This is a genomic window from Caldanaerobacter subterraneus subsp. tengcongensis MB4, assembly GCF_000007085.1.
Taxonomy (GTDB): Bacteria; Bacillota; Thermoanaerobacteria; order Thermoanaerobacterales; family Thermoanaerobacteraceae; genus Thermoanaerobacter; species Thermoanaerobacter subterraneus.
In genome coordinates, this window is the sequence record NC_003869.1 from 1,814,142 (window position 1) to 1,834,589 (window position 20,448).

General features: G+C 38.2%; 22 protein-coding genes, 1 tRNA gene and 1 riboswitch. Of the genes, 2 read left to right on the forward strand and 21 right to left on the reverse strand.

Annotated features, from left to right (window positions below; genetic code table 11):
* Window positions 1–54: 54 nt before the first annotated feature.
* A tRNA-Sec gene (locus TTE_RS08965) sits at window positions 55–149 on the forward strand.
* A gap of 35 nt (window positions 150–184) precedes the next feature.
* Here the strand turns inward: TTE_RS08965 and selB are convergent.
* The 13 genes from selB to TTE_RS09040 all read right to left on the reverse strand — a co-directional run bounded on the left by selB (window position 185) and on the right by TTE_RS09040 (window position 14,358).
* On the reverse strand, window positions 185–2,065 hold the full coding sequence (gene selB / locus TTE_RS08970; RefSeq protein ID WP_009610734.1) for a selenocysteine-specific translation elongation factor: 1,881 nt from the start codon (window positions 2,063–2,065) through the stop codon (window positions 185–187).
* Window positions 2,062–3,447 (reverse strand): L-seryl-tRNA(Sec) selenium transferase, encoded by a 1,386-nt coding sequence (selA, locus tag TTE_RS08975; RefSeq protein WP_011026039.1) that lies wholly within the window; start codon window positions 3,445–3,447, stop codon window positions 2,062–2,064. The genes selB and selA overlap by 4 nt, the downstream gene beginning before the upstream one ends.
* A gap of 22 nt (window positions 3,448–3,469) precedes the next feature.
* Window positions 3,470–4,504 (reverse strand): selenide, water dikinase SelD, encoded by a 1,035-nt coding sequence (gene selD / locus TTE_RS08980; protein WP_081427416.1) that lies wholly within the window; start codon window positions 4,502–4,504, stop codon window positions 3,470–3,472.
* Window positions 4,505–4,561: 57 nt separating this feature from the next.
* Window positions 4,562–5,698: a glycine/sarcosine/betaine reductase complex component C subunit alpha gene (grdD, locus tag TTE_RS08985; protein WP_011026041.1), complete on the reverse strand. Its 1,137-nt coding sequence runs from the start codon at window positions 5,696–5,698 to the stop codon at window positions 4,562–4,564.
* 3 nt (window positions 5,699–5,701) lie between these two features.
* Window positions 5,702–7,231 carry a glycine/sarcosine/betaine reductase complex component C subunit beta gene (gene grdC, locus TTE_RS08990; protein ID WP_011026042.1) on the reverse strand — a complete coding sequence of 510 codons (1,530 nt, stop codon included), beginning with the start codon at window positions 7,229–7,231 and terminating at the stop codon, window positions 5,702–5,704.
* Window positions 7,232–7,288: 57 nt separating this feature from the next.
* Window positions 7,289–8,587 (reverse strand): glycine reductase complex selenoprotein B, encoded by a 1,299-nt coding sequence (grdB, locus tag TTE_RS09000; protein WP_081427417.1) that lies wholly within the window; start codon window positions 8,585–8,587, stop codon window positions 7,289–7,291.
* A gap of 25 nt (window positions 8,588–8,612) precedes the next feature.
* On the reverse strand, window positions 8,613–9,077 hold the full coding sequence (gene grdA, locus TTE_RS09005; RefSeq protein ID WP_081427418.1) for a glycine/sarcosine/betaine reductase complex selenoprotein A: 465 nt from the start codon (window positions 9,075–9,077) through the stop codon (window positions 8,613–8,615).
* A gap of 15 nt (window positions 9,078–9,092) precedes the next feature.
* Window positions 9,093–10,379, reverse strand: a complete 1,287-nt coding sequence (locus TTE_RS09015) for a glycine/sarcosine/betaine reductase component B subunit (protein ID WP_009610732.1) — start codon at window positions 10,377–10,379, stop codon at window positions 9,093–9,095.
* Window positions 10,380–10,392: 13 nt separating this feature from the next.
* Window positions 10,393–10,707: a thioredoxin TrxA gene (gene trxA / locus TTE_RS09020; RefSeq protein ID WP_041587335.1), complete on the reverse strand. Its 315-nt coding sequence runs from the start codon at window positions 10,705–10,707 to the stop codon at window positions 10,393–10,395.
* A gap of 16 nt (window positions 10,708–10,723) precedes the next feature.
* Window positions 10,724–11,650, reverse strand: coding sequence for a thioredoxin-disulfide reductase (gene trxB / locus TTE_RS09025; protein ID WP_009610743.1), 927 nt, complete (start codon window positions 11,648–11,650; stop codon window positions 10,724–10,726).
* Window positions 11,651–11,662: 12 nt separating this feature from the next.
* Window positions 11,663–12,040, reverse strand: coding sequence for a GrdX family protein (locus TTE_RS09030; protein WP_011026044.1), 378 nt, complete (start codon window positions 12,038–12,040; stop codon window positions 11,663–11,665).
* Between the two features lie 125 nt (window positions 12,041–12,165).
* Window positions 12,166–12,267, reverse strand: a riboswitch (glycine riboswitch).
* A 90-nt stretch (window positions 12,268–12,357) separates the two neighbouring features.
* Window positions 12,358–12,927, reverse strand: coding sequence for a sulfurtransferase-like selenium metabolism protein YedF (gene yedF, locus TTE_RS09035; protein WP_009610731.1), 570 nt, complete (start codon window positions 12,925–12,927; stop codon window positions 12,358–12,360).
* 90 nt (window positions 12,928–13,017) lie between these two features.
* Window positions 13,018–14,358: an FAD-dependent oxidoreductase gene (locus tag TTE_RS09040; RefSeq protein WP_009610733.1), complete on the reverse strand. Its 1,341-nt coding sequence runs from the start codon at window positions 14,356–14,358 to the stop codon at window positions 13,018–13,020.
* A gap of 201 nt (window positions 14,359–14,559) precedes the next feature.
* On the opposite strand from TTE_RS09040, the gene hydE reads away from it, so the two are divergent.
* On the forward strand, window positions 14,560–15,621 hold the full coding sequence (gene hydE / locus TTE_RS09045; protein WP_011026045.1) for a [FeFe] hydrogenase H-cluster radical SAM maturase HydE: 1,062 nt from the start codon (window positions 14,560–14,562) through the stop codon (window positions 15,619–15,621).
* 16 nt (window positions 15,622–15,637) lie between these two features.
* Here the strand turns inward: hydE and TTE_RS09050 are convergent, their stop codons facing one another.
* From TTE_RS09050 to TTE_RS09085, 8 genes are all read right to left on the reverse strand, one after another.
* Window positions 15,638–16,108, reverse strand: a complete 471-nt coding sequence (locus TTE_RS09050) for a 4Fe-4S binding protein (RefSeq protein ID WP_011026046.1) — start codon at window positions 16,106–16,108, stop codon at window positions 15,638–15,640.
* A gap of 15 nt (window positions 16,109–16,123) precedes the next feature.
* Window positions 16,124–16,456 carry a NifB/NifX family molybdenum-iron cluster-binding protein gene (locus TTE_RS09055; RefSeq protein WP_226990199.1) on the reverse strand — a complete coding sequence of 111 codons (333 nt, stop codon included), beginning with the start codon at window positions 16,454–16,456 and terminating at the stop codon, window positions 16,124–16,126.
* 29 nt (window positions 16,457–16,485) lie between these two features.
* Window positions 16,486–17,304, reverse strand: a complete 819-nt coding sequence (locus TTE_RS09060) for an MBL fold metallo-hydrolase (protein WP_009610747.1) — start codon at window positions 17,302–17,304, stop codon at window positions 16,486–16,488.
* A 19-nt stretch (window positions 17,305–17,323) separates the two neighbouring features.
* On the reverse strand, window positions 17,324–17,677 hold the full coding sequence (locus TTE_RS09065; protein ID WP_011026048.1) for a NifB/NifX family molybdenum-iron cluster-binding protein: 354 nt from the start codon (window positions 17,675–17,677) through the stop codon (window positions 17,324–17,326).
* Entirely contained in the window at window positions 17,674–18,546 is an 873-nt protein-coding gene (locus TTE_RS09070) for an ATP-binding protein (RefSeq protein ID WP_011026049.1), read from the reverse strand. The genes TTE_RS09065 and TTE_RS09070 overlap by 4 nt, the downstream gene beginning before the upstream one ends.
* Window positions 18,543–19,391, reverse strand: coding sequence for an ATP-binding protein (locus tag TTE_RS09075; RefSeq protein WP_009610736.1), 849 nt, complete (start codon window positions 19,389–19,391; stop codon window positions 18,543–18,545). Before TTE_RS09075 ends, TTE_RS09070 begins: the two co-directional genes overlap by 4 nt.
* 13 nt (window positions 19,392–19,404) lie before the next feature.
* Window positions 19,405–19,770 carry a NifB/NifX family molybdenum-iron cluster-binding protein gene (locus TTE_RS09080; RefSeq protein WP_011026050.1) on the reverse strand — a complete coding sequence of 122 codons (366 nt, stop codon included), beginning with the start codon at window positions 19,768–19,770 and terminating at the stop codon, window positions 19,405–19,407.
* A gap of 169 nt (window positions 19,771–19,939) precedes the next feature.
* Window positions 19,940–20,308, reverse strand: coding sequence for a DUF5320 domain-containing protein (locus TTE_RS09085; RefSeq protein WP_011026051.1), 369 nt, complete (start codon window positions 20,306–20,308; stop codon window positions 19,940–19,942).
* Between the last annotated feature and the right edge of the window lie 140 nt (window positions 20,309–20,448).

The following is a 20,448-nucleotide window of genomic DNA, read 5'->3' on the forward strand; positions in this document are numbered from 1 at the left end:
TCCTCCTAAAATTTTTGTTGAAAAGCTTTAAAAAATGTTATAAAATAAACTATCGGGAGTAGATAGGCGCTGGTGTGCCTCCTAGACTTCAAATCTACGGTCTCGCTATTTAAGCGAGAGGTGGGTTCGATTCCCACATACTCCCGCCATCTATTGATAATAAGCCCATGGTGTTCCCATGGGCTTAATTCTTTATTTCCCTTGCTAGAACTCTTACATCTCCTATTCTTTTAGTCAGTTTAATAGAATCAAAGTATTCCAAAATTGCCATAGCATATTTTCTGCTGGTATTTAACAGATCCCTATAAACTGCCAAAGTGATTTCCTTATTTTCCTTAAGATAATTTATCAGCACATTTTGGGCTTCTTCATAATTATCTTTTGAAAGAAAAATTTCCTCATCAAGTTTTACTAACTCTCCTATATTTACCAAATATTCTACCATAGGAATTATTTCGGGATACCCTTCTAACTCGGAAAGTTTCGGAGGTTCAAATTTTGAGTCTCTATAAATTTTTATTATCCTTTCTTTTAACTTTTCTTGCTCTTCATTAAGTACGACTTTAAAGTCTTTTAAAGCTACTAGCTGATTTTTTATCTTTATTATCTCTTCCTTTTCCATTAATTCAAAGATAAAATCGCAGAGCTTAGATTTAATATCTCCAAACAGCTTATTTTTCAGCTCTTCTTTTGAAATGCCTTCTTTTAAAGGATTTTTCCTGTGAAAATCCTCGAGGATTTCTTTTGTTCTCAAACACATCTCTTCATACTTTTCCCGGTGATAAAAATAATCTTTTTCTTCTAATTTTAGCTTAATCAAATTTTTAAGAGAAAATTTACCTATATCAACCACATTTGCTTTTCTCTTAATTTCTTCTTCTGACAATGGCAATAGCGACTCATACACTAATTTCTCTATCACAAATTTATCTCCAAGTTTTTCAATGTTACTCAGCGTTTCAATGACCTCTATATCAAATCTTTTGTGTTTTTCCGGATTCGGATCTAATATGATACCTCCTCCTATCGTAAGCATGGGGGAATAAGTTCTAATGACAAATTTATCTTTTCTCAACACAGAGACACAATCCTCCAGGTAAATCTGCGCATAACAGCTTTCTCCACCATGTAGCTCATCCCTATCAAGCAACACTGCTCTTCCTATTACTTCTGAAGCACCTGTATAAAATCTTATTCTTTCTCTATTTTTAAGAGTTTTTGCTTCTTTTAAAAGAGAGAGCTTTACATCTATCATAGTAGAAGGAATAATGGCCTCAGGAGGAGCAATCACATCTCCTCTTTCTATCTCTTCTACCTTGACATTTGCTAAATTTATTGCAGTTCTCTGCCCTGCAAAAGCACACTCAACATTTCTTTCATGCACCTGAAGGTTTCTCACTCTTGACTCAATCATCTTGGGATAGATCATCACTTTATCTCCGACTTTTATCTTTCCAGATATCAAAGTACCAGTGACTACAGTCCCAAAGCCGGCAATAGAAAAAACTCTGTCTACAGGCAGGCGAAATATTCCTTCTGAACTTCTTTCCTTAACTTTTTGCGCTAATTCATCCAGTGTATTTACCAAAATATCTAATCCTTCTCCTGTAACAGACGATACATGAACTATTGGCGCATTTTCTAGAAAAGTACCTTTTAAATTCTCTCTTACATCTTCCTCTACTATTAAAAGCCAATCTTTTTCTACCAAATCACATTTTGTCAGCACAATTATGCCAGCCTTTATATCGAGAAAAGATAGTATATCCACGTGTTCTTTAGTCTGTGGCATTACTCCCTCATCAGCAGCAATTACAAGCATGACTATATCTATACCGTGAGCCCCTGCCAGCATGTTTTTAATAAATTTTTCATGGCCTGGCACATCAATTATACCCGCTCTTATGCCAGAAGGCAAATCAAAATAAGCAAATCCCAAATCCGTGGTAATTCCCCTTAATTTTTCTTCTTTGAGCCTATCTGTATCCTTCCCTGTAAGAGCTTTTATCAAGGTCGTTTTACCGTGGTCAATATGTCCTGCTGTGCCAATTATAATATTTTTCACTGGCACACCCCCGTTATTTCTTCTAGAGCATGAAGAATTACCTCTTCATCACCCTCTAATAAAGTCCTCACATCTATTGTAACAACACCATCAACTATACGGGTTATTATAGGAATATCTCGTATTCTTAGCCTTCTTTCTAAATCTTCAGTATCAAACCCTTCCACCTCTAAAGTAATACCATAGGAAGGCAAACTTTCTTCTGGCAGTGATCCTCCCCCCGACAAGGATGTAATTTCTACAACTTTTGATTTAACTTTAGGAATTGTTAAAACAAGCTTATTTAAGATAGCTGCCTTTTCATATAATTGGGAAGGTTTTGCAGTCAGCATCTTTAAAGTAGGGATGGCTTCTACTGGATTAGAATCCCTATAAATTCTTAACACACATTCTAGAGAGACAAGACAAAGCTTATCCACTCTCAATGCCCTTGTAAGAGGATTCTTTTTCATGAGGTCAATGTATTTTTTCTTCCCGACGATTATCCCGGCCTGTGGTCCGCCCAAAAGCTTATCTCCACTGAAAGTGACAATATCCACACCTGCTTTTACAACTTCCTGGACAGTTGGTTCATGGGGCAAACCGTATTCTCTTAAATCTACCATAACTCCGCTGCCCAAATCCTCCATTGTAGGAATGTCGTACTTCCTGCCAATCTGAACCAATTCCTCAGTTGCTATGTCATGGGTGAAACCTACAATTCTGTAGTTGCTGGTGTGAACTTTTAAGAGAAGAGCGGTATTCTCAGTAATAGCATTTATATAGTCAAAGTCGTAAGTCTTGTTCGTAGTACCCACTTCTTTTAAAATGGCTCCGCTTTGAAGCATTACATCGGGAATTCTAAAAGATCCTCCTATTTCAATAAGCTGTCCCCTTGAAACTATAACCTCTTTCCCTTTAGCGAGAGTGTTAAGAGCAAGGAGCACAGCAGCTGCATTATTATTTACAACCAAAGCTGCCTCCACATCCAAAAGTTCGCACAAAAGCTTTTCTACATGAGAATACCTAGAACCCCTCTCTCCTTTTTCCACATCATACTCTAAAGTGGAATAGCAAAAGGCTATATCTAACAGATGTTCTTTCACTTGAGGAGGGAATAGAGCTCTTCCAAGATTTGTGTGTAGAATAATTCCTGTTCCATTCACTACCCTCCTCAAGCTCATTTTCTTTTTCTCTTCAATCTGGCTTACCACATCTTCCAAAATTTTTTCTATGTCAATCTTTTTTACTTCTCCCCTTCTAATTTTTTCTCTGTATCTTTCAAGAACTTCCCTTATACAGTTTTTTACTACTTCCCTCTTATTAAATTTCAAAACCTCATTTATTTTTTCTTCCCTAAGTATCTCATCTACTGACGGAAGTTTTCTGTACAAGTCCTCCATAGCACAGCTCCTCTCGCCGGAGTTATCTGACATAAATATCATATTCTTGTTTTTCTTTCACCCTTCCTACAATAAAAGCTCCAAATTTTAACTTTTTATTAAGCCTTCGATAAAGTTCTTCTGCTTTCTCTTCTGACACTGATATTAACAATCCTCCTGAAGTTTGGGGATCAAACATAAGGTCAATGACCTCGTCCTCTTCCACCTTTATGCAAACTTTTCCTTTTAAATACTTTTTATTCCTGTAACATCCCCCAGGGATTAACCCCATTTGAGCCAATTCTCTCGCCCCTTCAATCAAAGGAATAGAATCTTTATCAAATTCAATAGTAACACCGCTGGAAAAAGCCATCTCATAGGCATGTCCCAAAAGTCCAAATCCTGTTATATCAGTACAGGCATTAACTCCAACTTCCTTCATTATTTCAGAAGCCTCTTTATTTAAATACTTCATAACTTCCACTGCCAATAAATATGTTTCAGATGGGCACATCTCTCCTTTTATGGCAGTATTTATAACACCAATTCCCAAGGGCTTCGTGAGAATCAGCACATCTCCCGGCTTAGCAGTAGAATTTTTTATCACCTTCTCAGGATGCACAATTCCTGTGACGCTCAAACCGTATTTAGGTTCTTCGTCCTCAATAGTATGACCTCCTGCTATTAAAGCTCCAGCTTCTTTCACTTTGTCATTTCCACCTCTTAACACTTCCTTCAGCACGTCAATGTAAGCAGCTGGAAAACACACCACGTTTAGCGCAAACAAAGGAACTGCTCCCATGGCATATACATCACTTAGGGCATTTGCTGCCGCAATCTGTCCAAAGTCATAAGGGTCATCCACCACAGGAGTAAAATAGTCAACTGTGTGGACTATCGCAATGTCTTCATTTAATCTGTACACAGCAGCATCATCATTGGTATTCAAACCAACTAGCAAATTTTCATTCCAGGTTATCTCTAACTGGCACAGAACCTGTGCCAAGGCCTCAGGGCCAATCTTGGCTGCTCAACCAGCGCTTTTTGTAAATTGTGTAAGTTTTATTTTTTCTATCACAACTGATACCTCCTTTCTGTTATTATAAATCGGCCCAGGGCCTTGTCACTATGAAAATTACCGCCTGTTGAGAACTTCTAATGCTTTTTCATAATCCTCTTTACTTACAAGGATCACAGGCCCTGTGCAGCCCATTCCACTCTCTGCATAAATCCCATTTTCCCATAAGAGTTTCACCATATCTTCAAGCTCCAGAACATCAATCCCAGAAATTTCTTCCGTAACTGGCTTTTTCTCGGGTATTTTAACAGAAATTTGCTTCTCTTCTATCTCTTTACCCTTCAACCCCTTTATTACATCATCAAATCCTGTTCTTCTAACCAGCTCAAACTCTTTTGATGCAATTTCAAAGATATTCCCCTTTACTAAATCTGCTGCAAACCTTATGGCATTGGCAGCTACAGGAGCTCCAGAAGCTCGCGATAAAATCAGTATAAGTCTTCCATAATTTTCTCCTATCCCCGGTCCATAGCCATATCCCAACGCTTCATAGTCTCCTCCCGTAGTATAAGCAGAGAGAATCTTTACAATGATATTTCCTGTAAGTGTGTCCGTCACCATCACGTCACAGGAAGCGGACAAAAGGTCATTTCCCCTCATTATCAAGCCCCCATCCTGCCTTATAGAAGTCGCAAAATCAATGTCATAACCTCTTTCCCGAAGCTCAAGCAAAATCCGCTCAACCTGTCTTGCACCATCTACATTTAAGATTCCTATTCTAGGCTTTTTGATCCCCAGCGCTTTTGCCACAATATTGCCGTACACAGCATTTCTCACCATAGCTTCTATTCTATCAAAAGCAGCAGTACCTGTTGTGGTAGCTATCAAAAGTTCCTTCCCTTTTGCAGGTGTTACAACTCTTCCTACTGTAGCAACACCCAGAGGGAAATTGTAATGCATTGTGACACAGGCATCCAATTCTTTTCTATCTAATAAATCCTCCATTATTTTGTGGCATTCTTCAAGTGTTTTTGCTTCATAACATTTTAAGTCACTATCTCCCCTATCCCCAATGAGTACAACTTCGACATCGCTAAACCTCTCTTGTGCCATCCTAGCTCCCAGGATTATTTCAGAACTTCCATGTTCACTGCCTAAGGTAGTTATTCCTACTCTTATTTTCTTGCTGTATTCCCCCTTCTCAACAAAATCCGCCATTTGATTAAAAATCTCTGCAATCACTTTCTTGTTCATTTTTTACACCTCACTACCAATGAGATGCTCTGCAAGGTCCCTCAGGGCTTTAGCTATCATTTTCCTTATCTCTTTTTCTTCAACTCCCTTTTCTTCTTTTACCCCCGGATTTGCCTCTATAATCATTGAAATCCCATCAAACAGATTTGTCATGCGCGCCAGAAAGAGGCTACCTTTCCCTATTATCATAGCTCTTTTAATTTCTCCCTTTAGTATTTTTTCTCTTATATGCCCCAATACAGGAACACCTGAAGGAATGTGCCCTTGAGTGGGAGCAAAACCAGGCATGCCGTGTTTTAGTATGAATTCATCTATTTGACTCTTTTCTATATCCCCTCGCTTCACACCTAGTGCTGCAATCATCTTGTAGTTAGCTTTAGGGACATCTCCTGCACCTGCTGGCTCTGTTATCTCTGGGTTTTGCATCTCAACTGAATATTTGTCAACATCTGTCACTTTAAGCCCCAACCTCTCAAGAGGTTCCACTGCTACTGCATGCATAACAGCCTGAGGCGAAGCGCCTGCTCCTATTGTATGTCTTCCAATGCTATCCAATCTAATAATTGGATTTATTCCATCATCTTGTGAAACTAGTACAGCAAAACCGCCCAACACATCCTCAAGGACAGGCAATCCTTTTTTAACATGGTCTCTCCCATTCATTCCTAATTTAGCAGTAGCCCCACCAGCTACCACTACTATATTTTTAAAAACACCTGCTTTTACTAACGACGCAGCATTCAAAAGAGCATGGGCAGGTCCGGCACAAAATCCCCTTACATCGGCACCTGTGGCATTACTGCAACCTACAATTTCACCGATGGCTTTTGCAAAGTTTCCGCCACCTCTCTGATTCATGTCCCCACAGGCTTCTTCCGAACATTCTATTATGTAGTCTATTTCTTCCGGACTCATCCCTGTATTTTTTAACAAATGCTTAAAGGCCAATACTGCAGAAGCCTTTGTGGCCAGATTTTCCAACATTACATGGGAGGAAAGAGTTATATCTTTGTCATGAGCTTTCTTTACACATCCAACTATTTTGCCGTTAAATCTAAGAGGTACCGCCTTATTTTCTATCTGCCTCTCTATCTCCTCTAAAGAGACTCCTTCTTTTAATCTTGACAAATCTTTCTCACTGATCAATGGATGTCCTTCTAATTTTCTTCTAACTTCTTTTACAAAGTCTTTTTCCAAAAGCACTAAATCAAAAACGTCAGATATCTGCATCAAAGCGTAAAACTCATCCTCAGGCATTATCTCTCCAAATGACCCAAATCTCTTAGGAGGCAATGGATTTTGATACCATGGCCGTGGAATATCATTCAGTTTGTCAGGATATATATTCCCTATATAAGCTTGATTTGGAGGGTAAGAAATACAGTCTTCATAAGACCTTATGTAGTCATTTATTTTTAAGAGATAATCGGAATTTTTGTTTTCTCTTTCTAATATTTGGGTTGTACCTGCTTCCAGCATTACGTTAGGCACATGAACCAAAATATGACTACATCCTTTTATCACTGGATTCATCAGCGCCACTCCTTTCACATGAAATTGCAGCTCTTTTAAAAAGAGCTGCATAAAATTTTATTCAAAAACAGTTTGCCCTTCTATATCTGTTTCTAAAGCTTTTAGAGCTTTTTCTACTAATTTTTTCCTTAAAGCATATTCTTCTTTAGGCCCAAGTGAAGGATTGCCCAAAGGATGTGGTATAGCCACTGCTGGCACAATTCTATTCGCACCTACTGTCTTGGAGATTGGAACTATGGTGCAAACGTGAACTGTTGGTATACCGGCCCTTTCCAACTCTTTTACCATCGTTGCACCGCAACGAGTACAGGTTCCTCAGGTAGAGGTTAGAATAACAGCCTGCACTTTGGCTTCAAGCAATTCCTTAGCAATATTTTGAGCAAATCTTTTCGCATTAGCTACTGAAGTGCCATTTCCCACAGTAGCATAGTAGTAGTTATAAAGCTTGCCAATCTTGCCCTCCCTTTCTAACTCCCTTAAAGCGTCAACCGGAAGCACCCTGTCAGGGTCTTCATTGGCGTATACAGGGTCATATCCTCCATGAGCCGTTTCATGAGTTTCGCTAGTTAAATTATCTATTCCTTCTATACTGTATTTGCCGTACTTAGAAGCACTGGAAGATTCTATGTGGTCTGGATTGCCTTTTGGAACAATTCCGCCTGAAGTGACGAGTGCGATCAGGGCCTCTTTGACATTTACAGCTTTAGCGGGAGGAACTCTGTCAAAATCAGGCATAGGATATTCCGTGGTAAAAGGCTCTCCTTTTAACTTTTTGATGAGCATTTCTACAGCCCTTTTAGAAGCCCTTTCTTCAACAAAGATGTTTTTTCTTATTCCTCTTGGAATATATCCCTCTTCTTCAGGCGCACCTATGGGCTCCTTAAAACCTAACTTCAAAGCTAAACTTGCCATTTTAGAAACTGCATTTTTCATTCCTGCTGCCGAATCAGTAGTTTTTATGATGTACACATGCTTCTTATATAGGTCAACTCCTGGGTTTTCAGGATACATTCCAGTAACCGCAGGAATTCCAAACTTATCCTGAACAGCTTTGCAGATGGTGCCACAAGCTGTTCCATACCTTCCCGCATTAAAAGCAGGACCAGCTATGAAAACATCAGGCTTATATCTTTCAATCATCTGTAGAATCTCTTGTGTAGCCTTTTCAATGTTTTCATTAAAATAGCTGTCTCCACAAATTACTGTTGCTACAATCTCTGCTTTATCACCAAAAGAACCTTTAAAAGCCATTCCCGGACCTACCGGTCCTTCTTTCACCATGGGCGGAATTGAAGCTTTGTCCTCTCCTCCAATTTGACCAAAAAACTGATTTAAATAATGGACAACCCTTAACAAATTATCTCCTCCTTTCGAGGAAAACTTAATATTTTGAATACTGTTCTCTTATAGACCTGACTTCTTTAGAAATTGCCTCAACATCTAGCACCATCTCCATCATGCCGACCTGTTCTTCATACACATTAGGGTCTATCTCCTTCTTTATTTCCTCTTCTAATATGTGGTAAACTCTGAGTCCCAACGGGACCCCTGCCAGTGGACCTGCATAGGTAGGATCTCCATTTGTAACCGTTTCTGCAGCCAAACTTGCAGCTTCTGCCTCATTGCTTCCCAAAATCACTACTACATTTTCCGGACCGTATTTTTCTGCTAACTCTTTAATCCTACCTTGGATCTCCAGGTCCATTGCTCCTGCAGCAGTTCAGACAAAGCATTCAGTAGCAGTAAACACCACTTCTGCTCCAGTTGTCTTTATACACTCTTCAATGGCAGGACCTGGTATTCCATCCCTATCGCCTACTATTATCACTTTCTTACCTTCTAACATTCTTTCTACCTCCCTTTAATATTCTCTTGCAGTCAGATTATTAAATCCCACTTCAGAAGTAGAACCAGTAATAGCCTGTAATTCTACCTCTATGCTGCCATCTTCTTTAACGCTTCCCTCAAAACCACCCGCTATTACATTTGCTGCTTCTATATGCCCTATAATCTTTTTCATTTTTGGGAGCCTTATTATCTCATTTGCATTTCCTGTACTTACAACAGCATTTGCTCTCGGGTCTGCATCTGCTAAAGACTGAGACAAACCGTCTCTTCCTGCAAATTCATCTGTAACAAGAACCGTTTTTATTCCTTTCTCTTCCAGCTTACGACAATTCATTATCAAGTCTGTGTCTGGATTCCCGAAACCTTCTTCTGAAATAATGACTCCCTCAAGCCCAAGGTATTCTGCCAATTTGGCTGTATAATCAGAAGACCTTTCTTTGTCCGCTAGTGTGACATTTTCATTTGTTATGATTATTCCCACAAAATTTATTTCTTTGCCATGCTTTTCATATAAATCTTCTATGATGGGATTATTCATGTGAACATAGGTGGTATTTTTATCGCAGGCTGAAACGCAATTGCCGCTGACTATAGCCCCGTCCATCACTTCTGTAGGATAAATGAAAGTTGGAACAATTTTCTTAGCATCAACTCCATACACATAAGTATCGTGAAGCAACCCCTGGCTCTGTAACATGTAAATATATCCTACTCTAGGCAAATCGGGATACTTTTTCACACTTTCAAGGAGTGGCAAAGTTTCATATTCCTTTATCTCATCAGGTTCTACATCTCTTCCAGCTTCCCCTATCAAAGCTGCTGCTTTTAAACCAGCTATTCTTACAACTTCCTCATGTTCATGTTTTGGAAGCCCTTCTACGGGTTCACACACCACTACGATATTTATAAGCTTCGAAAAAGGAGTATATTTTGCACCTTCCCCTGACATGTCAATTATGCCTTCCTGGAATCCCACAATCCTACCGGTTGTCACCACAGCTGTCCCTTTTAAGACATGAGTTCTACCCTCTCCTACTGTCTCTACTTTGCTTATAAATCCTGGAAATATTCCTCCTTTTCCTCTAACTTTGACACGCGGTTCAATTACGTCCTTTACTGGTATTATTCTCACTTCTTCTCCCGGCTTTGCAATTTCTATATCTACTCTTTCTAGTCTGCTGTCTTGCTTTAAAGCTTTAATTATTTCTTCTTTATTTAAGTAAAGCACTCCATCTTTTACTTTTGTTACATCAGAAAACACCACATCTTTTATATAAATATTCCCTATTTCCAGCCTCATAAAATCACCTCCTCTAAATATGCCTTTTTATCATCTCCTCAATCTTCTCTATTGTCACATCTTTTGATATTTCATCCACTTTTTCGCCATTTTTGTAAAGCTGAAAAGTTGGAAGTCCTAATACCTTCAAAGAAATGCACAATCTCCTGTTTTGTGAAGCATCTAATTTGCAAAATTTAACTTTATCAGCATATTTTTGCTCTAACTTTTCTACTTCAGGCATTAAAGCAAGGCACTGTTCGCACTTTGGTCCCCAAAAGTCAATCAAGACCAACTTTTCTTCCTTTTTTACTACTTCATCAAAATTGTCTTTATTCACTTCAATCACCAATTCTCACCTCCTTTCAACACTCCAATTCTTCAATATACCTCTCAGCAGCTACTGCTGCTATCGCCCCATCTGCCGCTGCTGTCACTATTTGTCTTAACAGTTTTGCCCTGCAATCCCCTGCGGCAAACACTCCTTCAATATTTGTCCTCATATTTTCATCTGTCAGAATATATCCCCTTTCATCCATCTCAATTAATCCCTTGAAAATTTCTGTACTGGGCTTCATCCCGATGAAAATAAACACCCCATCCGTTTTTACTTCCTTCAACTCTCCTGTTTTGACGTTTCTCACTATAACTTTCTCTACTATCCCATCCCCTTCTATCCTTTCCACTACGCTGTCCCACAGAAATTTTATTTTGGGATTTTTAAAAGCCTTATCTTGCAAGCATTTGTTTGCTCTTAACTTATCTCTTCTGTGGATAATTGTAACGTTTTTAGCAAATTTAGTGAGGTATAACGCCTCCTGAACAGCAGAGTCCCCTCCCCCTACCACTACCACATCCAAATCAGTAAAGAAATCTGCATCACAGGTTGCGCAATAAGAAACTCCTTTGCCTATAAATTCTTCTTCTCCTGGCACATTTAATTTCATATGTTCCGCTCCTGTAGCAATTATAACCGTCTTCCCTTCATAACAGCCTTTTGTAGTTATAACCTTTTTTATCTTTTCGCTCAATTCTACTTTTTTGACTTCTTCCATGACAAAACAAGTTCCAAAAGATTCTGCCTGTTCTCTCATCCTCTTTACAATTTTAGGTCCTGTCGCCTCTTCCACAGAACCGGGATAATTTTCTATATCATCCGTTATAGCAGCTTGACCTCCAATCTTACTTCTTTCAAAAACTACAGTATTCAATTTTCCTCTTGAAGCGTAAATCGCTGCAGATAGTCCAGCAGGCCCTCCACCAATTATGAGACAATCATATAAAGTAGACACAATTTCACCTCGCTATTCTCTAAAAGTTTCTATAGCTTCTTTTATCAATTCTTTATCAAGGTAGGCAAAGTCATTTAAAACCTTTTCATCGTCTATATAATTTATTCCTTCCTTCTCTATTATCTCTTTTACTCTATTAAGGCATTCCTCAATTATCATCACACTATTAAAATCAACAGGGCCTTTATTTTCCTTAAGCAAAACAGATTTAAAAGGAGAACAATCTGGTTTTACGTTTCCCGCAAAAGGATGGGACATTAAGACATATCCTTTATGGATGAGGTCTCTACACCTTGTCAATACATTAACAATTGTTCCCACAACAAACTCACAGTTTTGAGGATATTTATCTCTTACTAAAGGGTTATTTGTGATGATAACGTATTTCATAATATCACCAAAATAGGGGAATAAAAGGACCTTACGCCTTTTATTCCCCCGTCTGTTTACCTGAGAGATTCTTCTTTATAGAAGAATTGCTCCTTCGGTGCCTCTTTAGAGGCTTTCCGGGATATGGTCCGAATGCGGTCCTTTTGCCTGAGAGTTTCACGAGTATACAGGCCATATACCCGCTTGCTCCTTCGGCGCCCGGTTAGGGTCTCTCCCGCATTCTTCATCCCATTTCAATATTAAATTGTTTGTTAAATACTTTACAATTATATTATATTCCATAAAATCACCAACGTCAATACATTTTCTCTTAAAGGTTATACCCTGATTGCCCTCAAAGTAGTCATTTTTTCTGCTATTGAATACATATTTGAAATACTGCCCACTAAAAGCTTTTCTTTTATGCCATAAAAATCAAGACAAGTTCCACAAGAGATAATCTCCACTCCCATTTCCATTAACTCTTTCAAATCTTCGATGACTTCTGAACCTTCTGTGGTAAGCTTTACACCATTATTTATAAAAATTATACTTTCAGGCTTTTTACTCTGCTCCTTTAGAGAAACAATAAAGCTCTTCATTAGAATTTTACCAAGTCTCTCATCTCCCTCACCAAATTTGTCAGAAGTAACGACAACTACATAATTATCGCTCTTTTCATTGATTACAGTCTTTTTCCTGTAAATATTTATGTAAAATTCTTTTTCCTTTTCTTCTACTGCCACTTCACAACCTGCACTTTTCGCATATTTTGAAACATTCTCTTTAGCCGTTTCATTGTCCACAATTACTAAAATTTTTCCTTCCTGAATGTTTTCCAACGCTTTTTTAGTCATAATGACAGGAATAGGGCAGTTTTTACCCCTTGCATCAACTATATTATCCATAAAAATTCTCCCTCCCCTTTTAACTCATGAAAAAAGGCAGGTTTGTTAAAATCCTGCCTTTTTTCATTTTAATTTAATTATAACACTTAATCATATTTTTGACAAAGCATCTAAAGCAGCAGAACTTATTGGGTAAGAAACTGGCGATGAAGTAAGAAGTGGATGGGTCGCCACTTGGAAAGTAGTCAATTCTGAAGCTGTTGTCCCTTTTTGTATTGCTAGGCTTAAAATGTTTATCATTTCACCCACATTATCTCCACCTGCTAGTTGAGCTCCCAGTATAACTCCTGAATACCTTGAAAAAATCAATTTTATCTTAACATTCATGGTATTTGGCAGTGTTCCAGGGTGTTTGTCTATAGTGTTAAATTCACCAATGACTATATCAAATCCCTCAGCTCTAGCTTGTGTTTCTGTGAGGCCTGCTGCAGCAAAAGCAGTATTGTATATCTTTGTTGAGAAAGCACTTATAGTGCCTTTATTTTCTCTTACTAATCTTAACTCAAATGCATTTACACCAGCAATTTTAGCTTCATTAGCTGCAATAGAAGCCAAAAGTATTGGTACGTTTTTCCTTGTGAAGAAACATTTCTTTTCCGCGCAGTCACCTACTGCGAAAATATCTGGGTCATTTGTCCTCATATATTCATCAACAGTTATTGCGCCTTTTTCATTTAGTTTAATACCCGCTTCTTCAGCTAACTTTGTATTAGGCTTTACTCCCATAGCTACTATAACAACGTCTGCCTTTATCCTCTCTCCAGTATGGATTTCTACCTCTTTGACTTCTTTTTCTCCAATAAACTTTGTAACTTTTGTACCTGTAAGCACTTTTATACCATGCTCTTTTAATTTAGCTTCCGCCATATCACTAAATTCTGGGTCAAAAGCCTGCCACAAGAGTTTATCTGCCACTTCTATTATTGTAACATTCTTACCTAATAATTGTACCTGCTCTGCCATTTCAACTCCAATGAAGCCCCCACCTACTACTACAACATCCTCTGCTTCGTTAATCTTTTGTTGAACAAATTTCAAATACTCCTCATCCTTCTTTATTGTGAATACATTGTCCAAGTCATAGCCAGGTATAAATGTCGGAACTATCGGTAGGGAACCTGTCGCTAAAATTAATTTTTTATAAGAAATATCTCCATTTTTTCTTGTAGAAACTTTTTTATTTTGCCTATCAATAGAGACAACTTCGTCTATTACCAACTCTACTCCTGCATTTGTAAGCATAGAATCAGGGATCACATTTTTTGAAGTATCTTTTAAAGTACCAAAAATATAAGGGATTCCACAAGGAACCATCACTCTTTCTGCCATTCTTATAACTGTTACTTTTTTGTCTTTGTACGTCTTTTTAACAGATAAAGCCGCTAAAATTCCACCCGCACTTCCTCCAATTACTAAAACATCCGTCTCCATACTATAAATTACCTCCTGATTATATTTTTCTTTTACCCCCCCCCTACCCTGAGGGGCCCCTATTTCAATTATAGGTTTCTAATGAAATTATGTCAATAAAATATCAAAAATTTTGTTAAGAAAATAGTTTAACAATTCAATTGATTTTTTGTTGACAAATGTTTTATACTTATTATGAGAAGAAAGTGAGTGTGATATGCCATGATAAAAGAACTGACAGCAGAAAAAAATATATCTAGTTTAATCGAAAAATTAGAAAAACAGCATTCTCTTGACAAAAAAGGCCTTATAATGCTTCTCTCTATGGAAAATCCCTCTGAACTTTATAAAGCTGCAGACAGGGTAAGGAAAAAATATGTAGGAGATGAAGTGCATTTAAGAGGTCTTATAGAATTTAGCAATTACTGTCACAATACCTGCTTTTACTGTGGATTAAGAGGCCCAAATAAAGCAATTAAGCGCTACAGAATGGAACCCGAAGAAATAATAGAATGCGCAAAAAGAGGAGTAGAAATGGAGCTTAAAACGATAGTACTTCAAAGTGGTGAGGACAGGTATTATAAAATAACCACTTTGTGTAACATAGTAGAAAAAATAAAGGAGATGGATGTAGCTGTCACACTAATCATCGGAGAACTCTCTAAAAAAGAATATGCAGAATTAAAAAAAGCAGGTGCCGACAGGTATCTTCTTCGCATTGAAACTACAAATAGAGAACTTTATCGGAAGCTACATCCTGGCATGAGTTATGAAAACCGCTTAAGGTGTCTCATGGATTTAAGAGAACTGGGATATGAGGTAGGCACAGGAAGTCTGATTGGACTTCCCGGTCAAACTTTAGAAATGCTGGCAGATGACCTCTTGTTTTTTAAAAAAATAAATGCCGACATGTTAGGTATTGGTCCTTTTATACCCTGTGAAAACACTCCTTTAGAAAAAGAAAAAGGTGGAGATGTTAATTTAGTGCTCAAGATGATAGCTCTTTCAAGGCTTCTTCTTCCTGATATAAATATACCTGCCACTACCGCTTTAGCAGTCAAAGACAAGGATGGCTACGCAAAAGGGCTTCAGTGCGGAGCCAATGTAATAATGCCAAATATAGGAATAGAAGAGTATAAAAGGCTTTACAAGCTCTATCCGGGCAAAGTGCCGGATGACCCCAATGAAGCTGTAAACAGTATTGAAAATATCAAAAAAGTAATCCTATCACAAAATAGAAGTATTGGCAAAGATAAAGGCTATCGCAAAAAGGTCTTTCACTGATGCGATAGCCTTTGTTTTAGGATATTGCACCTACCGGACATACATCGATGCATCTTCCACAGTCTCTACATTTATTTGGATCTATGTGAGCAACACCATCTTTTAGTTCAATAGCTTTAAAAGGACAAAATCTCAAACATTCACCGCAACCTATACACTTTTCTTCATCAACTTTTGGCTTTGGCGGTTTGGTGTATTTATAGTTTTCTTTCTTTTCACCTGCTGGCGTATAAGCTTCAGGTGGAGCAGGTGGAGCAAAATATCCGCCCATAGACATTACATCTTTTCTGGCCATAGGCCCTCCGCACTTGGGACATTTTAAGGTGTAGCAAGGAACTCCCCTTTGATGGGGAATTTCGTAACCGCAATTCTGACACATACAAGTGCCATCAGGTCCAAACCCTGCTCCCCTTCCAAATCCTCTACCCCTTCCATATCCTCCTCCGAATCCACCGCCTCTTCCCATTTCTCTACCAAAACCCGGCATATGATCGTCCCCTTCTTACAAATATTTTTCGCAATAAAACTTCATAGCTTCTTCAACCATCTCCACTTCTTTAGCCACAATAGGAGTTTTATTCCACTCTTCTTTTATCCTCCTTTGGCTTTCCTTGCCCATAGACTTGCCTATTAAGACATCGCAGTCCTTTAAAACTTCCATTATCTCCTCTGTCTCTGCATGCCTGTGCTTGCCATCCCCATAGGGGTTTTCCCTTTCTTCCACTTTTTTGAAATTACTATTTTCATCTACCTCAAAAATTATAAAAAATTTACTCATGCCGAAGTGTTTGTCAGAAAGGTGAACTTTATCGTTGGAACCAACAGCTACTTTCACCAATTAAAATCCCCCCTGTTTTCTTTGGTTTAAACAACAATGGAAGAGCTTGTGGTTAAATACGAAATTTTGTCCTTTAAAACAGACTTCAAAAATCCGTATTCATCTATGCCGGTACAGTGGCCGGTAAGAACCTTTTTCACGCCGTATTCCTCAATTTTCCTGGCAATATCCTTTACTTTCTCTTCCTCCATCCCTCTTAGGTGAAAACCACCTATTAGAGACTTTATGTAAGACACACCGAAGCGATTTCTGGCGGTTTCCAGTATATTTAAAATGCCAGCATGAGAACATCCGGTAACTACATTTATCCCATCTTCTTCTTTAACAACTACAAAAACCTCGTCTAAAAATTTATCCGGTATTCTTTTCCCTTCTTTTTCTACAAAGAAGTTTTTGGTAGTAAATTCATTGTCATAGGTTATGTCCGTATTTGTTATTACATAAAAACCCTCTTCAATTTCTGCATCTTTATCAATTAGCACAAAATTATTTTTGTACTTTTCATAAAAAGACAAATCAAATCCTATCTCTTCAAACTGCCCCCCTTTTCTCATAGCGTATTTCTTATTTAAAATTTCCTTATGGGTGTATATCTTTACCTCTGGATTTCTCTCAAGAAGGCCCTTTAGCCCTCCTATGTGGTCATAGTGGCCGTGGGTTAAAACCACTTTCTTTATCCTTCCTACATCTATCCCCATAAGCCCGCAATTTTTTATGAAATTCTCACTCTGACCTGTATCCACCACTATTTCCTTATTCCCTTTTTTAAGGAGGAGAGAAAGCCCGTGCTCTGCCACAAAATTTCTAGCAAAAACCACATTTTCTATTAAAACTTGTACCTCCACTCCTTCTCATCCCCTTCCCTCAGTGATAATGTCCATGAGATTTATGCTCTTCACAAGGACTGTTAGAAGCCATCAAAGTCACTTCTAAATATTTTTTTACCACTTTATCAACTTCACCTTCTGCACCTGTTATAACGTCTATTCCGTAGTTATTGAAAAGCTCAATAGCGCTCATGCCCATACCTCCAGAAATTACACAGTCTACACCGTGGTTTTTTAAAAATTCGGGCAAAAAGCCAGGTCTGTGCCCTGGATTAGGCAAAAAAGAAGAGTTTTTTATTTCTTTCCCTTCCACATCAAAAATCCAAAACCCTTCGCAATGCCCGAAATGCATAGAAACCTCTTTCCCCTCTGATGCCACTGCAATCCTCATTGAGTCACCGCCCTTTCCTCTAAAATTCTCTTTATATTTTCCCACATGTCTAGAATCTGCCTGTAAGCTACGCTCTCAGGATAATCTTTTAAACTCTTCAGATTCTTTAAGGCTTTTACTACAGTTTCATCAAAATTTATTCTCCCAACAACAGGAATGCCATTTTGTTCGCAATAATTTTCTATCTCCTCTGACACTTCTTTGTTTAAATCCCATTTGTTTATACAGACGGTCACAGGTACCTTAAAAGTCTCAATTGCGGACATCACTCTTTTCATATCGGCAAAGCCCGATAAAGTTGGTTCAGTCACAATTAAAACAAGGTCAACCCCTGTAGCAGAAGCAAGAACAGGACACCCTATCCCAGGGGCACCGTCAATTATTAAATATTCCTCCTCTTCCGCCACCTCTTTAGCCTTTTTTCTCACTTCAGTTACCAGTTTACCTGACCCATCAGCACCGGGGAAAAGCTCTGCATAAACTACTTTTTCCCCTTCTTTTGTCTTTGCATATATGACATGACCTGTTTTTTCCTCTACCATTTTAATAGCCTCAACAGGGCACTTATACATGCAAAGGCCACAGCCTTCACAGTAGTAAGGATTTACTTCAAAATTAGAAATCGCATTAAAGCGGCATAGCTCTTCACACAGCCCACATTCTATGCACTTGTCTTTGTCAATCACAGCCGTTTCTTTGCCGTAAAAATCGTATTTTTCTACTATTTCACCCTGCAGAATTATATTCAAATTAGGAGCCTCTACATCGCAATCTGCCATAATTTTGTTTTTAACAATTGTGCTTAAAGTTGCAGCAACAGTAGTCTTACCCGTTCCACCCTTGCCACTTAAAATCGCAATCTGTTTCATTTTTTTATCAACCCCAATACATCACTTGCTAATCTTCCAAAAATGCTTTTTATCTCTTCATCCACTTCAATTAACAACTTTCCTGTTGAATAAGCCTGCGCCAGTTTCCTTTTAAAGGGAATTTTGGCAAGCACTCTTATACCCTCTTTTTGGGCATACTCTTCTATTAATTCGTCCCTTTCTCCGGCTTTGTTTATCACAATTCCCATAGGTATATTCATCTCTTTTACCAATTGGACTGCTAAATCAAGGTCATGTAAGCCATATGGGGTAGGCTCTGTAACTAATATACAAAAATCGCTACCCTCAATAGAATGTATGACAGAACAGGAAGTGCCGGGAGGACTATCAACTATTACAGGTTTGGCTACATCCTTTATCATTTTGTTTATCTCCCTTAAAATCGGAACTCCTGTCGCCTCTCCGTAATTTAACCTGCCATCTATAAAATCCAGAGTATCCACTTTCCCTTTTCTTATCGTTCCAATCTTTTTAGGGACTTCTCTTATAGCATTGTAAGGGCAGATTTCATAACAGGCACCGCAAGAATGGCACAAATGGTCAAACACCAGTATCTTTTTAATTAACTTAGTCAAAGCGCCAAAGCGGCACGCCTTCACGCATTCACCACACAAAGTGCATTTGTCGTAATCTATTTCCGGAATCAACACATTTACATCTTTTTCATATTCGATTTCAGGGTTTAAAAATAGATACCCATTTGGTTCTTCTACATCACAGTCAACATAGAAACTTTCCTTTAAAGTCTTAGCGAGATTTACAGAGACAGTAGTCTTTCCTGTTCCACCTTTCCCGCTTAAAACTGAAATCTTAATTCTTTCCATTTCTACTGCTCCTTTACCAGTGATGATGGTGTCCGTGATTTGTAGCTTCTGTTATTTTTTCTAACTCACCTTTTTTAAGCAGTTCTATATTTGTCTTTACATCTTTGTCTACCGCTTTATATACAGGAATTTCTGCTGCTTTAAATACCTCCATAGCATTAGGTCCTACATTGCTTGAAATTAAAGCCTCAATACCCTCATCCAAAAGAGTTTGTGCAGCCCTAGTTCCAGCACCACTGCTTTGCGCCACTGCCAAATTGTCAACTACTTTGTAATCCATGGTTTCAGTATCCACTATGATAAAAAACTGTGCTCTCCCAAATCTGGTATCTACATGGGATTCTAAAGTTTTACCTTGTGAAGATACAGCTACTTTCATGTTCCATCTCCTCCATCCATTATTGACATATGTTAATTTACACTTACTAATATATTATTATTTTTGGCATATGTCAATAAAATTATTAAACAAGTGTGTGTTACAAATTAAAGTAAATCATAGCTAAAAAAATAAGCAGCCACATTTATGTGACTGCACCTTTAAACCATTAATCCTCTTTTTTATCTTCTTTCCTCTCTAGTTGGTCCAATCTCTCTCTTATATATTTGAGCTGGTCCTCCAAATACTTTGCTTCTGCGTTTAAAATATCTTTCTCATTTACATTATACGGGTTATAGGGTACATTTGCTGGAGGTACATAACCATACCATCCTCTTGCCCAGCCAGGAAGTCCTGTCAAGTAGTACATCCATCTAAATCCTCTTCCTCTTCCCCAGCCTGGACCTCTTCCCCACCAACCCCAATATGCTCCAATAGGGTTTAAATAACCAGGTACATTATATCCTGCACAATACCCTAATCCTCTCCCTGTTCTTGGACCTAATCCGAGAGGACCAGTTCCATCTCCTCTTGGCATACCAATCCCTCCTTTTATATTGGTCATATGACCATTACCTAGTTATATAATATCACCATTTTGAACTTATGTCAATAATATTTTGTGCAGAAAAATAATTTTCAAACATAAAATTTGAATGGAATAAATGTATAAATGTG